General features: G+C 71.6%; 12 protein-coding genes and 1 pseudogene. 1 reads left to right on the top strand and 12 read right to left on the bottom strand.

Annotated elements, in window-relative coordinates; genetic code table 11:
- Positions 1 to 33: 33 nt before the first annotated feature.
- The 10 genes and pseudogenes from lepB (ACZ3KJ_RS29515) to proS all read right to left on the bottom strand — a co-directional run bounded on the left by lepB (ACZ3KJ_RS29515) (position 34) and on the right by proS (position 8,339).
- Positions 34 to 1,014: a signal peptidase I gene (gene lepB / locus ACZ3KJ_RS29515; protein WP_467531414.1), complete on the bottom strand. Its 981-nt coding sequence runs from the start codon at positions 1,012 to 1,014 to the stop codon at positions 34 to 36.
- Entirely contained in the window at positions 902 to 1,996 is a 1,095-nt protein-coding gene (lepB, locus tag ACZ3KJ_RS29510) for a signal peptidase I (protein ID WP_467531412.1), read from the bottom strand. The genes lepB (ACZ3KJ_RS29515) and lepB (ACZ3KJ_RS29510) overlap by 113 nt, the downstream gene beginning before the upstream one ends.
- Positions 1,997 to 2,291: 295 nt before the next feature.
- A pseudogene (gene lepB / locus ACZ3KJ_RS29505) lies at positions 2,292 to 3,011 on the bottom strand (signal peptidase I); the annotation flags it as partial.
- A gap of 45 nt (positions 3,012 to 3,056) precedes the next feature.
- The gene (rplS, locus tag ACZ3KJ_RS29500) at positions 3,057 to 3,407 is read right to left on the bottom strand and encodes a 50S ribosomal protein L19 (RefSeq protein ID WP_264936867.1); all 351 of its coding nucleotides are present in this window, start codon (positions 3,405 to 3,407) and stop codon (positions 3,057 to 3,059) included.
- A gap of 134 nt (positions 3,408 to 3,541) precedes the next feature.
- Entirely contained in the window at positions 3,542 to 4,375 is an 834-nt protein-coding gene (gene trmD / locus ACZ3KJ_RS29495) for a tRNA (guanosine(37)-N1)-methyltransferase TrmD (protein WP_467531410.1), read from the bottom strand.
- On the bottom strand, positions 4,375 to 4,929 hold the full coding sequence (gene rimM, locus ACZ3KJ_RS29490) for a ribosome maturation factor RimM (RefSeq protein WP_467531408.1): 555 nt from the start codon (positions 4,927 to 4,929) through the stop codon (positions 4,375 to 4,377). The genes trmD and rimM overlap by 1 nt, the downstream gene beginning before the upstream one ends.
- An 85-nt stretch (positions 4,930 to 5,014) precedes the next feature.
- Complete coding sequence (locus tag ACZ3KJ_RS29485) at positions 5,015 to 5,254, bottom strand: RNA-binding protein (RefSeq protein ID WP_003973401.1); 240 nt, start codon at positions 5,252 to 5,254, stop codon at positions 5,015 to 5,017.
- A 5-nt stretch (positions 5,255 to 5,259) separates the two neighbouring features.
- Positions 5,260 to 5,679 (bottom strand): 30S ribosomal protein S16, encoded by a 420-nt coding sequence (rpsP, locus tag ACZ3KJ_RS29480; protein ID WP_467531406.1) that lies wholly within the window; start codon positions 5,677 to 5,679, stop codon positions 5,260 to 5,262.
- A gap of 366 nt (positions 5,680 to 6,045) precedes the next feature.
- Positions 6,046 to 6,642 carry a hypothetical protein gene (locus ACZ3KJ_RS29475; protein WP_389520263.1) on the bottom strand — a complete coding sequence of 199 codons (597 nt, stop codon included), beginning with the start codon at positions 6,640 to 6,642 and terminating at the stop codon, positions 6,046 to 6,048.
- Between the two features lie 281 nt (positions 6,643 to 6,923).
- Entirely contained in the window at positions 6,924 to 8,339 is a 1,416-nt protein-coding gene (gene proS / locus ACZ3KJ_RS29470; RefSeq protein WP_467531404.1) for a proline--tRNA ligase, read from the bottom strand.
- 200 nt (positions 8,340 to 8,539) lie between these two features.
- Here proS and ACZ3KJ_RS29465 point away from each other — a divergent pair, with 200 nt between their 5' ends.
- Positions 8,540 to 9,406: a type 1 periplasmic-binding domain-containing protein gene (locus ACZ3KJ_RS29465; protein ID WP_467531402.1), complete on the top strand. Its 867-nt coding sequence runs from the start codon at positions 8,540 to 8,542 to the stop codon at positions 9,404 to 9,406.
- 174 nt (positions 9,407 to 9,580) lie between these two features.
- Here the strand turns inward: ACZ3KJ_RS29465 and ftsH are convergent, their stop codons facing one another.
- Together ftsH and ffh are read right to left on the bottom strand one after the other, a co-directional pair.
- Positions 9,581 to 11,527 (bottom strand): ATP-dependent zinc metalloprotease FtsH, encoded by a 1,947-nt coding sequence (gene ftsH, locus ACZ3KJ_RS29460; protein ID WP_467531400.1) that lies wholly within the window; start codon positions 11,525 to 11,527, stop codon positions 9,581 to 9,583.
- A gap of 95 nt (positions 11,528 to 11,622) precedes the next feature.
- Positions 11,623 to 13,185: a signal recognition particle protein gene (gene ffh, locus ACZ3KJ_RS29455; RefSeq protein WP_467531398.1), complete on the bottom strand. Its 1,563-nt coding sequence runs from the start codon at positions 13,183 to 13,185 to the stop codon at positions 11,623 to 11,625.
- Between the last annotated feature and the right edge of the window lie 491 nt (positions 13,186 to 13,676).

Here is a 13,676-nt window from a genome sequence, read left to right as displayed (position 1 = left end):
CGGGTCAGCGGATACGACGGGCCGGGCGGCGGGTCAGCGGGTCCCGGACACCTGTGCGCGCCGGCGCCGCCACAGCGCCAGTGGGACGACGCCGGCGAGGGCGAGGCCCTCCGGGGCGACCGTCAGGGCGGTGGAGGCGGCCGACCGGGCGTCGAGGCCGCTCTGGTCGAAGGTGTCCGGCACGGGCAGCGTGCCCCAGCGGTTGATGGGCCAGGCCTTGACGACGGCGCGGCCGACGACCTCGTCGACGGGGACCATGCCGTGGTGCTTGTCGGACTGGTTGTAGCGGGAGTCCCGCGAGTTCTGGCGGTGGTCGCCCATGACCCAGATGTAGCCCTCGGGGACCTTCACCGTGAACTGGCCGCCCTGGTCGTCCATGCTGCACGGCGTGTTGCCGGGGTACACGTACGGCTCGTCGAGCGCCTTGCCGTTGACCTTCAGCGGGCCGGTCTTGCTACAGGAGACGGTGTCGCCGCCGACGCCGATCACCCGCTTGATGAGGTCCTTCTCCTCCGCGGACGGCATCAGGCCGATCCAGCTGAGGACGGTCTGCACGGCGTTCGGTTCGAGGGTGGGCTCGCCCGCCAGCCAGTTGTCCGGGTCGTGGAAGACCACGACCTCGCCGCGCTCGGGCTCGGAGCCGAACCACGGCGTCAGCTTGTCGACCAGGACGCGGTCACCCTCCTGGAGGGTGTTCTGCATCGAGTCGGAGGGGATCGAGAACGCCTGGACCAGGAACGTCTTGATCAGCAGGGCGAGGACGAGGGCGATGCCGATGAGGATCGGCAGTTCCTTCCAGAAGGAGCGCGGCTTCTTCGCCTGGGGCGCCCCGTCGTCCGGCCCCGGCCCGGTCGTGCGGGGCGGCCCGTCGCCGGGTCCGTCTCCTCCGGCCGCCGGGCCGTCATTGTCCGAGGTCACGATGTCGTCGGACACCGGGTCGGCCGCGTCCACGGGACGTCCGCGGTGCTCCTCGCCGTCGTGCCCGGACCGTGCGCCAACCGCCACATCCCCCACGCCAACTCCTCACTCTGTGCCGCTGCCTGCCCCAGGTACGACGCAGGCCCACCACTCCCATAACGAGCGGGAGTTCCGCAGGGCTCGGGAGTCGGATCGTTCCGTTCGGATCGTCGGGATCAACCCTATGCGACGTCTGGGAGGACGCCGCCGTCCCGGCGACCGCGTCGGTCACCGAAGAGAAGGTTTGCGGTTCCTTGAGGGTGTTCCAGTGGCCCAGCGGCCAGGCGATGACCATGGCCCGCCCGACCACCTCGTCCTCGGAGACGGTGCCGCCGTAGTCGGTGTTCTGGTGGGCTCGGGAGTCCGCGGAGTTGTCCCGGTGGTCGCCCATCACCCACAGCCGTCCCTGGGGGACGGTGATGTCGAACGAGGTGCCGGAGGGGGCGTTGCCGGGGTAGAGGTAGTCCCCCTCGTTCAGGGGAACGCCGTTGACGGTGACCCGCCCTTGCGTGTCGCAGCACTTGACGCGGTCGCCGCCGACGCCGACGACCCGCTTGATGAGGTCCTTCTCGTCGTCGGACGGCAGCAGGCCGATGAAGGTGAGGGCCTCCTTGACCTGTTTGACGCCGACGGGGTCGTCCTTCTTGGCGGTGGTCTGCTCGTCGTTGAGCCAGCCACCGGGGTCCTTGAAGACGACGACGTCGCCGCGCTCCGGCTTGGAGCCGAACCACGGCGTGAACTTGTCGACCAGGACGCGGTCGCCGATCCGGATGGTCTGCTCCATCGAGCCGGACGGGATCACGAAGGCCTGCACGAGGAACGTCTTCAGCACCAGGGCTATCAGGACGGCGACCCCGACGAGGAGCGGGATCTCCCGGACGGCGCCGCGCCTGCGCTTGCGCTTGACCTTGCGCTGGAGCTTGCGCCGCTCCGCGCGGGTGCGGCCGGCCGAGGGGCCGGAGGCGCGCCGGGCTCCGGTGGGCAGGAGGGTGTCCGCGGGGCTGCTGGGGACGCCGCGGGGCTTGCCGCGGTTACCCATGGGCGTCCGCCCTGTCCGCCGGGGTGCCCGCCACGACGGGACGGGCACCTGCTGCGACGGTACGGGTGCCCGCTGCGACGGTACGGGTGCCCGCCGCGTCCGTCCGGCTGATCACCGCGCCCTGGGCGGTGACCACCGCTCCCGCAGGGGTGATCACCACACCCACAGGGGTGATCACCGCACCCTTACGGGTGACCACCGCGCCCGCAGAGGTGACCGCTACGCCCGCAGGGGTGACCGCTCCACCCGCAGAGGTGACCACCGCACCCTCAGAGGTGCCCGCCGCGTCCGTCGGCGCACCCGCCGCCGCGGGCACGCGCGCGTAGGCGTCCGGGCGGTGCAGGCGGGTGACGTCGACGACAGACCGCACGATCCAGTCGGCGCGGCCGATCACGTCGTCGACGGGGATCATGCCGCCGCCCGGCGAGCCCAGGTGGTCGCGGGAGTCGCTGGAGGCACTGCGGTGGTCGCCGAGGACGAACAGGGTGCCGTCGGGCACCTCCACGTCGAAGGGCACCGTGGACGGGCTGTCGCCCGGATACAGGTACGTCGACTCGTCGACCGGCCGGCCGTTCACCTGGATCCTCCCCTCGTCGTCGCAGCAGACCACGTGGTCTCCCCCCACACCCACAACGCGTTTGACGTAGTCGGCGTCCCCGAAATATCCGGTGCCGTCGAACACCACCACGTCACCGCGGCGCGGCTCCGCACCGAAACGGTACGCCAACCTATTTACGAGAACGCGGTCGCCGATCCTCAATCCGTTCTCCATGGATCCGCTGGGTATCTGGAACGGCTTGACCACGAAAGCGTTCAGGAGCAGCAGGAAGAGCAGGCAGATCAGCAGGGTGAGGCTGATCCGGCCGCCCGGGAGCAGGTCGGTGATCCGCGCCGCCAACGCGAAACGCGACCGTCCCTCCGGCCCGTCCGGTCCCACGGCCTGCTGCGAGGCGTCCGTGGTGTCGGAAGGGCGGGAGGAGCGGTCGCGCTCCGTCGACTGTGCTTCGGTGTCCATCGGGGCCAGATGTTATCCGGCCCCGCTCTGAACTCCCGAGCGCGCTCAGTTGTCGCGCTTCTCCTTGATCTTCGCGGCCTTGCCGCGCAGCTCGCGCAGGTAGTACAGCTTGGCGCGACGCACGTCACCGCGGGTCACGAGCTCGATCTTCTCGACGATCGGGGTGTGCACGGGGAAGGTGCGCTCGACGCCGACGGAGAAGGAGACCTTGCGGACCGTGAAGGTCTCGCGGACACCGGCGCCCTGGCGGCGGATGACGACGCCCTTGAACTGCTGCACACGGGAGCGGTTGCCCTCGATGACGCGGACGTGGACGTTGACGGTGTCGCCCGGGCGGAAGGCCGGGACGTCGCTGCGCAGCGACGCGGCGTCGAGGGAGTCGAGCAGGTGGGACATGTCGTCTGCTTTCTTCGCTGATGCCACAGGTCATCAACGGGAACTAGATGTACGGGGAAAGGGGCGTGCGCGTCGGGGCGGGCGTCGTGTCCCCCTGTGGCAGGGGCGCATACCGGACGGCGCACAACAGCGGCCTATTCTTCCACGCTCTCGGTCCTGCGCCAAAATCGGCCGTACGCCTCGCCCTCGGGGTCCGGCGCCCAGCCCAGGATGGAGAGCATCTCGCGGTCCTTCTTGTCGAAGGCCCTGGGGTCGCAGCGCTCGATCAGGTCGGGCCGGTGGGCCGTGGTCCGGCGCAGGGCCTCGTCACGGCGCCAGCGGGCGATCTTCCCGTGGTGGCCGCTGAGCAGCACCTCGGGGATGTCCCGGCCGCGCCAGGCGGGCGGTTTGGTGTAGACGGGGCCTTCGAGGAGGTTGGCCATGGTGCCGGGCGCGAAGGAGTCGTCGCGGTGGGACTCGGCGTTGCCGAGCACGCCGGGCAGCAGCCGGGCCACGGCCTCGGTGACGACCAGGACGGCCGCCTCGCCGCCGGCGAGGACGTAGTCGCCGATGGAGACCTCGTAGACGGGGATCCGGGTGGCGTACTCGTCGACGACGCGACGGTCGATGCCCTCGTAGCGGGCGGGCGTGAAGATCAGCCAGGGGCGCTCGGAGAGTTCGACGGCGAGTTCCTGGGTGAACGGGCGGCCGCTGGGGGTGGGCACGACGAGCGCGGGGGCGTGCGCGCCGGTCTCGTAGCCGTCGGCCAGGACCGAGTCGAGGGCGTCGCCCCACGGCTCGGTCTTCATCACCATGCCGGGGCCGCCGCCGTACGGGGTGTCGTCGACGGTGTTGTGCCGGTCGTAGGTCCAGTGCCGCAGGTCGTGCACGTGGACGTCGAGCTGTCCGCGCGCGCGTGCCTTGCCGACCAGGGAGAGGTGCAGGGGGTCGAGGTACTCGGGGAAGATCGTGACGACGTCGAGGCGCATCAGGCCTCGTCCCCGGACGCGTCGCGCGCGGAGGCGATCTCCGCGCGGTCGTCGATGAGGCCGGGCGGCGGGTCGATGACCGCGCGCTGCTCCTTCAGGTCGATCTCGGTGACGATCTCCTCGACGAAGGGGATCATCACCTCGCTGCCGTCGGCCCGCTCGACGATGAGGAGGTCCTGGGAGGGCAGGTGGGAGATCTCGGTGATCCGGCCGACCTCCACGCCGTCCTCGGTCACCACGTCGAGGTCGATGAGCTGGTGGTCGTAGTACTCGTCCTCGTCCTCGGGGAGTTCCTCGGGATCCACCTCGGCGATCAGGAGGGTGTTGCGCAGGGCCTCGGCCGCGGTGCGGTCGGTGACGCCCGCGAAGCGCAGGAGGAGACGGCCGCTGTGCACCCGGCCGGTCTCGATCGTGAGCGGCCCCGCCGTGGCGGGGTCCGTGGACAGTACGGCGCCGGGGGCGAGCCGCAGTTCCGGCTCGTCGGTGCGGACCTCCACGGTGACCTCGCCCTTGATGCCGTGGGCGCGGCCGATCCGTGCGACTACGAGCTGCACTGTTCGAAGATCTCCTGTCGTCACGACGTCGGGCCGGGGACGGCCCAGTGGCCCTCCCCGGCCCGAGCCGGTGCTGCGAATTGCGTCAGCGGACGTGGTCGACGTCGACGAGGTCGACACGGACTCCACGGCCGCCGATGGCGCCCACGACGGTGCGCAGGGCACGTGCGGTGCGGCCGTTGCGGCCGATCACCTTGCCGAGGTCGTCGGGGTGGACCCGGACCTCGAGCACCCGCCCGCGGCGCAGGTTGCGCGAGGCGACCTGCACATCGTCGGGGTTGTCGACGATGCCCTTCACGAGGTGCTCAAGCGCCTCTTCGAGCATGCTGCTCAGGCCTCGGTCGACTCGGACTCGGCAGCGGCCTCGTCCTTCTTCTCAGCCTTCTTCTTCTGGGTGATGGCCTCACCCTTGCCCTCGTCGTCGCCACCGAGCGCCTCGAACGACACACGTGCCTTCTTCGGCTCGGCCACGAGCAGCGGGGCCGGGGCGGGCTCGCCCTTGAACTTCTGCCAGTCGCCGGTCTTCTTCAGGATGGCGAGCACGGGCTCGGTCGGCTGGGCGCCGACGCCGAGCCAGTAGGCCACGCGGTCGGCGTCGACCTCGATGATCGACGGGTTGTACGTCGGCTGGTACTTGCCGATCTCCTCGATCGCACGACCGTCACGACGGGTACGGGAGTCGGCGACGACGATGCGGTAGTGAGGCGAACGGATCTTGCCCAGACGCTTCAGCTTGATCTTGACTGCCACGGGAGTGGGTTCTCCTGGATTGACGTGGTGGGGCACGGCGGGACGCCGCGTGGGGTTGCGGTACCCGAGTGCCCGATGGACGCGTCAGCCGGAGGAGAGAGGGGTCCTGTGCGGCTGTCGAGTACAGCCAGCCATTCTGCCACACGCTCCGGTCCGCTTCCGGACGAGGGTGCGGGGGGGAGCCGCCCGGGCACGCCTGTGAGGCACCCGGCGGTTCGGGTGCCTCACAGGCGTGCCCGGGAGCGGGGCGCGGGGAAGTGCGCGATCAGTCCCCACGCGCCCGCGGCCGGTGCCGGCCCCCTGCCCCGCGGACCCGGCAGCCACGAGATGCCGGTACACGACGGGCGGGCCGCGACGGCCCTCGGGTCATGCCGCGCCGGCCACCTCGGGGATGCGGAACGGCTTGCCGCACCCTCCGCACACGATGGGGGCCTGGGCGAGGACCGACGGCACCACCCGGACGTTGCGGCCGCAGTCGCAGACCGCCTTGACGCGGACGCCGCCGCCGGAGGAGCCGTGGCGGGCGGCCGGGCCGCGGAAGGCGCGGGTGGTGTCGGCGGAGGTGGCCGCGGTGTGGGCCTTGAGGGCCCGCTGGAGGCGCTCGATCGTCGGACGGTAGCGGCGCTTGGCCTCGGGATTGAGCGTGACCAGCGAGAAGCCGCTGCTGGGATGCGGTTCCTCGGGGTGGTCCAGACCCAGTTCCTCGGCGATCGCGAGGAATCTGCGGTTGTGGTATCGGCCGGCGCGGGAGGTGTCGCGGACGCCGCGCGCGGCGGCGATCCCGTGGACTGCCTCATGGAGCAGTCGCTCGAAGGAGAGCTCGTGACCGCAGGCGGACGACGACTCCCCGATCAGGGACTCTGGCGCGGCAAGGTCCGGCAGCTCGGGGTGGTACCGCTGAATGTCGGCCCACGCCTGCGCCAGCTCTGCGGCGAGAACAGGTGGTGTCTGTGTCGTGCTCACGTAATGACAACGAGCGGGGGTGCCCCTGTGTTCCTATTCCGGGGCATCCCAAATAATTTGCACGTACCCGTCAGTTGCCGCTGATGCGTCCTGACGAGGGCGGGTGCGCTGATCTGCGGAGAAGCCCGCACAGCTCGTGCCAAGGTGGTGCGTAGTCCGCCATACGCCTTGGGGCCGCCCCTTCTGCCCCGGCGCGTAGACGATGCCCGCGCGCCGGGGTGCAGATGTGCGGCGGGGGCGCAAGAGGTGTTTCGGCCGCCGCCTCGCCGGAGGGTGTCGTCTCAGTAAGCGCGCGCGACGATCGCGACGTTACCGGGCGCGTCGCCGTCCTCGGGCACCGACCCGTCCTCGGCGACCAGACACCGTACGGTCACCGCGTGGTCGGCGAGCCTGGCCTCGCCCTCCTCGCCGAGCGTCGCCCACGGGATGCGCGCCCAGCCGCCGGCGGTGGCCGCCTCGACGGCCTCCTCGACCGTGGTCACGTCCGCCGTACGGGACTCGCGGCGCTCGCGGGACTGCCGCAGCAGCAGGGCCTGGTCGTCCTCGAGGACCTTGGGCAGCACGTCGGCCAGCGCGTCCAGGGCCACCGGCTCCTTGCCTCCCGGGATGCGGCGCGCCAGCATCGCGGTGCCGTTCCCCAGGTCACGGGGGCCGATCTCGATACGGACGGGCACGCCCTTGAGCTCCCAGTCGACCGCGCGCCGCCCGAAGGGCACGTCGGTGCGGTCGTCGACCCGGACGCGGATCCCGGCCGCCTCCAGCCGGTCGCCCAGCTCGTGGGCCTTGGCCAGTACCGCCTCGTCGCCCTTGACCGCCAGGACGACGGCCTGGACCTGCGCCAGCCGCGGCGGCACCCGCAGGCCGTCGTCGTCGCCGTGCATCATCACCAGGGCGCCGATCATGCGTGTGGTCGAGCCCCAGGAGGTCTGCCAGACCAGCTCCTGCGTGCCGTCCTTCGACAGGTACGAGGTGTTGAAGGCCCGGGCGAAGTTCTGCCCCAGCTCATGGCTGGTGGCCATCTGGAGGGCCTTGCCGTCGCCCATCATCCCTTCGAGGGTGAGGGTGTTGACCGCTCCGGCGAACCGCTCTCTGGCGGTCTTGCGGCCGGCGACGACGTCCATGGCGAGGACGTCCACCATGAAGTCCTCGTAGACGCGGCGGTGGATGCGGGAGGCGAAGTCGCGCGCGTCCTCGCGGGTGGCGTGCGCGGTGTGGCCCTCCTGCCAGAGGAACTCGGTCGTGCGCAGGAAGAGCCGGGGCCGCAGCTCCCAGCGCACCACGTTCGCCCACTGGTTGATGAGCAGCGGAAGGTCGCGGTAGCTCTGCACCCACTTCGCGAAGGACGCGTTGATGATCATCTCGGAGGTGGGGCGGACCACCGCCGGCTCCTCCAGCTCCTTGCCGCCGCCGTGCGTGACCACCGCCAGCTCGGGCGCGAACCCCTCGACGTGGTCGGCCTCGCGCGTGAGGTACGACTGCGGGATCAGCAGGGGGAAGTACGCGTTCTGGGCGCCCGTCTCCTTGATGCGGGCGTCCATCTCCGCCTGCATCCGCTCCCACAGTCCGTACCCGTACGGTCGGATCACCATGGTGCCGCGCACCGGTCCGTTGTCGGCCAGCTCGGCCTTGGCGATCAGATCCTGGTACCAGCGGGGGAAGTCGTCCGCCCGCGGGGTGAGAACGGGTGCCGTTGCCATGGCGCGATGGTACGGCCCCAGGTTGCCGCCATGTGAAATCTCGCCACTCGCACGGGTGGACCGCACTCCGGGCGCCGCAACCCCTGGACGCGGGGTCGGGTGGGGAGTTACCTGACATACGGGGGGAGTGCGGACGACTGACGGGGGCCATATGCAGAACCGGCACAGCGGCAACTCTCGGCGGATTGGGGCGCTTTTCCATGACACCTACGCTCGTGCGGCAGCACCTTCCTCACACGGGGCCGGTGCCCCGCGCGGATCCGGGTGCCCGCGCGCGTGACTGGTCCGAGATCCAGGAGCGGATGCTGGTCCCGCTCTACGAGGCCGTCCACGAGCGACTGGAAGTGGGCCCCGGCACACGGCTGTTGGGTCTCGGCTGCGGATCCGGGCTGGCCCTGCTGATGGCGTCCTCCAGAGGCGCCGCCCTGACCGGCGTCGAGACCCGGCACCCCGAGCGGCTGGCCCTCGCCCGCCGGCGGCTGCTGCCGGAGACGCCGGGCGGACCCGCACCCGCCGGCATCCGGCTCCTGGACGGCACGCCCGAGGACGCGGCCGGCACCGCCGACGCCGGGGAACCCGCGTACAACCTGGTGACCGCCTTCGAACCCATCGGCTGCCTCGCGGGCGACTCCGAGGGCCTCGGCGACCTGCTCGCGGCCGCCACACCGCTGGCCGAGCGGGGCGCGCCCGTGGTGCTCGTCGGCTGGGGTCCGCCGGAGCGCTGCGCCACCTCCGCCGTGCTGCGGGTCGCCGCCAAGCTGGCCGATCCCCTGCACGCCGGCGGCAGTTGGCGCCCCGCCCGGCGCGACGACCTGGAGGACGTCGCGCAGCGGGCCGGGCTGAAGCCGGACGGTTCCGGACGGGTGGCCTGCCCCTTCGGGTACGCGGGGGTCGACAGCGCCCTGAGGGGTCTGCTGTCCACCGGCCTGTTCGACGCGGCGATCGCCGCGACCGACCAGGTGCAGGTGGAGAAGGAGGTGACCGAGGCGCTGCACCCGCACCGGCGCGAGGACGGCACGGTCTGGATGCCGAACGTGTTCCGGTACCTGATCGCCCGGACTCCCTGAGCGGGAAGCCTGAAGGGGGCCTCTGAGCGGGACCGCTGAGCGGGACCGCTGAGCGGGACCGCTGAGCGGGACCGCTGAGCGAGAGCTCCGAGCGAGAAGCCTGATCGGGACTCATGAGTGAGAGCTCTGAGCGAGACCCCTGCGCGAGACCCCTGACCGGGACCTCCGGCGGGGCTACGCCTCCCTCTCCCCCTCGCCCTTGGTCAGCCGGGTGATCCCCGCGACGCGGTACGCGTGCGCCTCCTCCAGCGTCTCGTGCTCCAGCAGCGCTTCGGCGAGGGCGTCCAACTGGCCGCGGTGGTCGCGGAGTTTGCGGCACGCCTCCTCGTAGCACGCCTCGACGACGCGGCGCATCTCATCGTCGATGACGTCGAGGGTCCGCGGGGCGGCGGCGAGGCCGTACGCCTGCTGGGCGTCGCCGGGCAGCGCGGAGAGGCGGCCCACGCGCTCGCTCATGCCCCACCGCGCGACCATGCCGCGCGCGATGTTGGTGACCTGTTCGAGGTCGTTCTCGGCGCCGGTCGTGACGACCCCGTAGATCACCTGCTCGGCCGCCATCCCGCCGAGGGCGCCGATGATGCGGCCGCGCAGGTACTCCTCGGAGAGCGCGTACCGCTCCACCTCGGGCGTCGACATGGTCACCCCGAGCGCCCGGCCGCGCGGCACGATGGTGACCTTGCGGACCGGGTCGGCGCCGGGCTGCAACATGCCGAGGAGGGCGTGCCCGCTCTCGTGGTAGGCGGTGCGACGGCGGTCCTCCTCGGGCATCACGAGCGTGCGCTCCGCCCCCAGCTGCACCTTCTCCAGCGCCTCCGACAGGTCGGCCGACGTCACCCGCTCCTGCTTGCGCTTGACGGCGAGCAGGGCGGCCTCGTTGGCGAGGTTGGCCAGGTCCGCGCCCGTCATCCCCGGGGTCGTGCGGGCCACCCGGGCCAGGTCGACGTCCGGGGCGAGGGGGATGTCACGCGTGTGGATGCGCAGGATCGCCTCCCGGCCGGCGCGGTCCGGCGGGGACACGTTGACCACCCGGTCGAAGCGGCCGGGCCGGGTCAGTGCCGGGTCGAGGATGTCGGCGCGGTTCGTCGCCGCGATGACGACGACGCCCTCCGAGCCGGTGAAGCCGTCCATCTCGGTGAGGATCTGGTTCAGGGTCTGCTCGCGCTCGTCGTGTCCGCTCACCGACGCGCCGGCGCCGCGGGCCCGCCCGATGGTGTCGATCTCGTCGATGAAGATGATCGACGGCGCGACCTTGCGGGCCTCGGCGAACAACTCACGGACCCGGGACGCGCCGACGCCGACGATCATCTCGATGAACTCGGAGGCGGAGGCCGAGAAGAACGGCACGCCCGCCTCGCCCGCCACCGCGCGCGCCAGCAGCGTCTTGCCGGTGCCGGGCGAGCCCGCCAGCAGCACGCCGCGGGGCATCTTCGCGCCCATCCTGCGGTAGACGTCCGGGTGCTCCAGGAAGTCGACCACGTCGTCGAGCTCCCCCTTGACCTCGTCGATCCCGGCCACGTCGGCGAACGTGGTGCGCCCGGTGCCCGACCGCAGCTCGACCGGCCGGGGCGGCGCCTTGCGGCCGAGCATGCCGCCCGCGCCACCCAGGCCGCCGCGCAGCCGCCGGGCGAAGAACACCCACACCGCGACCAGGACGACGATCGGGACCAGCGAGATCAGCAGGTTGGCCAGCAGACCGCGCTCCTGGACGACCGGCCGCGCGGTCACCGTGACGTCGTGCCTGCTCAGGTTCTGCCAGAGGGCGTCGTCCGCGAAGGCCGGGCGCTGCGTCCGGAACCGGGTGTACTCGCCGCCGCCCTCGGGATTGTCCCGTGCCTGTTTGAGCCGGCCCTGGATCGCGTCGCCCTTGGAGTAGATGGTGTCGACGTTGCCCCGGTCGACCTGCCGGCTGAACTCCGTGTAGGAGATCGTCGGCTCGTTGCCCCGGCCGTAGAAGTGCAGCCCGCCGTAGACCAGCAGGAAGACGATCACGGCGGTGACGGCGAGCGCCCACCAGCGGGCGCGCGGTCTTCTGCCGCCGGACGGCCGTGGTGCCTCGTCCGGGGTGCCCTCGGTGCGCCATGGCTGGTCGGGAGCCCTGCGCCGGGGAGCGGAATCGCTCATATCTGGACGTTACGGCACACCACGGGCCTCGGCACGCGCTGAGGGCGCCCACCCGTGCGGGTGGACGCCCTCGGTGCCGTACGGCTCGGAGCGGGTCAGCCCATGAACTTCTTGAACTCGTCCGGGAGCTCGAAGTCCTGGCCGGCCTGCTGGCCCGGCAGGCCGAAGGCGCCGCCGGGAGCGCCGCCCTGGGCACCGGCCGCGCGGCGGGCGGCCTCCTCCTGCTCCTGCTGCTTGCGCTTCATCGGGTTGCCGGAGCGCTGCTTGCCCTTGGCCTTCTTCGGCTGCTTCTTGGTGCGGCCGGGGCCGCCGCCCATGCCCGGCATGCCCGGCATCCCCGGCATGCCGCCGCCCTGGGCCATGCGGGACATCATCTTGCGGGCCTCGAAGAACCGCTCGACCAGGCCCTTGACCGCGCTGACCTCGACACCGGAGCCCTTGGCGATACGGGCGCGGCGCGAGCCGTTGATGATCGTGGGGTCCTGGCGCTCGCCCGGGGTCATCGACTTGATGATCGCGGCGGTGCGGTCGACGTCCCGCTCGTCGAGGTTGTTGATCTGGTCCTTGATCTGCCCCATGCCCGGCAGCATGCCGAGCAGCTTGGAGATCGACCCCATCTTCCTGACCTGCTCCATCTGGGACAGGAAGTCGTCCAGGGTGAAGTCCTGGCCCTTCTTGGACGCCAGCTTGGAGGCCATTTTCTCGGCCTCTTCCTGGCTGAACGTCTTCTCCGCCTGCTCGATCAGGGTGAGCAGGTCACCCATGTCGAGGATGCGGGAGGCCATCCGGTCGGGATGGAAGGCGTCGAAGTCGTCGAGCTTCTCGCCGTTCGACGCGAACATGATCGGCTTGCCGGTGATCTGGCGGATCGACAGGGCCGCGCCGCCGCGGGCGTCGCCGTCGAGCTTGGAGAGCACCACGCCGTCGAAGCCGACGCCGTCGCGGAAGGCCTCGGCGGTGTTGACCGCGTCCTGGCCGATCATCGCGTCGACGACGAAGAGGATCTCGTCGGGCCGGGTCGCGTCCCTGATGTCCGCGGCCTGCTGCATCATCTCCTGGTCGATGCCGAGGCGGCCGGCGGTGTCGACGACGACGATGTCGTGGACGCGGGACTTCGCGTACTCGATGGAGTCCTTGGCGACCTGCACCGGGTCACCGACGCCGTTGCCCGGCTGCGGGGCGTACACGGCAACGCCGGCACGCTCGGCGACGACGCTGAGCTGGTTGACGGCGTTGGGGCGCTGGAGGTCACAGGCGACGAGCAGCGGCGAGTGGCCCTGCTCCTTCAGCCAGCGGCCCAGCTTGCCCGCGAGGGTGGTCTTACCGGCGCCCTGGAGACCGGCCAGCATGATCACGGTCGGCGGCTGCTTGGCGAAGCGCAGGCGCCGGGTCTCGCCGCCGAGGATCGTGACGAGCTCGTCGTTGACGATCTTCAGGACCTGCTGGGCGGGGTTCAGCGCCCGGGAGACCTCCGCGCCGAGGGCGCGTTCCTTGACGTTCTTGATGAACGTCCGCACGACGGGCAGGGCGACGTCCGCCTCGAGGAGGGCGATGCGGATCTCGCGCGCGGTGGCGTCGATGTCCGCCTCGGAGAGCCGTCCCTTGCCGCGCAGGTTCTTGAAAGTCGCTGAGAGGCGATCGGAGAGAGTATCGAACACGGCGGCGTCGGTCCTCGGGGGTCGGGAGCAGTCTGAGCGTCTTCCAGGGTATCCGGCCGCGCAAGGCATTCGTCCCCGCCTGCTGATTTCGGCGGGCGGGGGCGGCGGAACCCCGGCGTCGGCCGGGGAGCGGCCGGGCCGCCGCGTCGGCGGGGACGGCCGGGCTCGCCGCCACGTCAGCGCGGACAGCCGGACTCGTCGCCACGTCGGCGCGGACGGCCAGGCTCGTCGCCACGTCAGCGCGGACGACCGGGCTCGCCGCCACGTCAGCGCGGACGGCCGGGCTCGCCGCCACGTCGGCGCGCACAGCCGGACTCGCCGCCACGTCAGCGCGCACAGCCGGACTCGCCGCCACGTCGGCGCGCACAGCCGGACTCGTCGCCACGTCGGCGCGGACGGCCGGGCCAGGTGGCACGGCACACGTCCGCCAGGACCGGCCGGGGGGCCACCGGGACCGCCCGGGACCGCCCGGGCCCGGCGGCACCGGACTC

It is taken from the genome of Streptomyces sp. NPDC003248, from assembly GCF_055563235.1.
The sequence above is the reverse complement of the archived record's forward strand: the minus strand, read 5'-3'. Positions and strand labels throughout refer to the sequence as shown.

Coding starts and splice junctions, on each gene's coding strand:
- lepB (WP_467531412.1), bottom strand. CDS start 1,996: ATGGGTAACCGCGGCAAGCCCCGCGGCGTCCCCAGCAGCCCCGCGGAC.
- rplS (WP_264936867.1), bottom strand. CDS start 3,407: ATGTCCCACCTGCTCGACTCCCTCGACGCCGCGTCGCTGCGCAGCGAC.
- trmD (WP_467531410.1), bottom strand. CDS start 4,375: ATGCGCCTCGACGTCGTCACGATCTTCCCCGAGTACCTCGACCCCCTG.
- ACZ3KJ_RS29485 (WP_003973401.1), bottom strand. CDS start 5,254: ATGCTCGAAGAGGCGCTTGAGCACCTCGTGAAGGGCATCGTCGACAAC.
- proS (WP_467531404.1), bottom strand. CDS start 8,339: ATGGCAACGGCACCCGTTCTCACCCCGCGGGCGGACGACTTCCCCCGC.
- ACZ3KJ_RS29465 (WP_467531402.1), top strand. CDS start 8,540: ATGACACCTACGCTCGTGCGGCAGCACCTTCCTCACACGGGGCCGGTG.
- ftsH (WP_467531400.1), bottom strand. CDS start 11,527: ATGAGCGATTCCGCTCCCCGGCGCAGGGCTCCCGACCAGCCATGGCGC.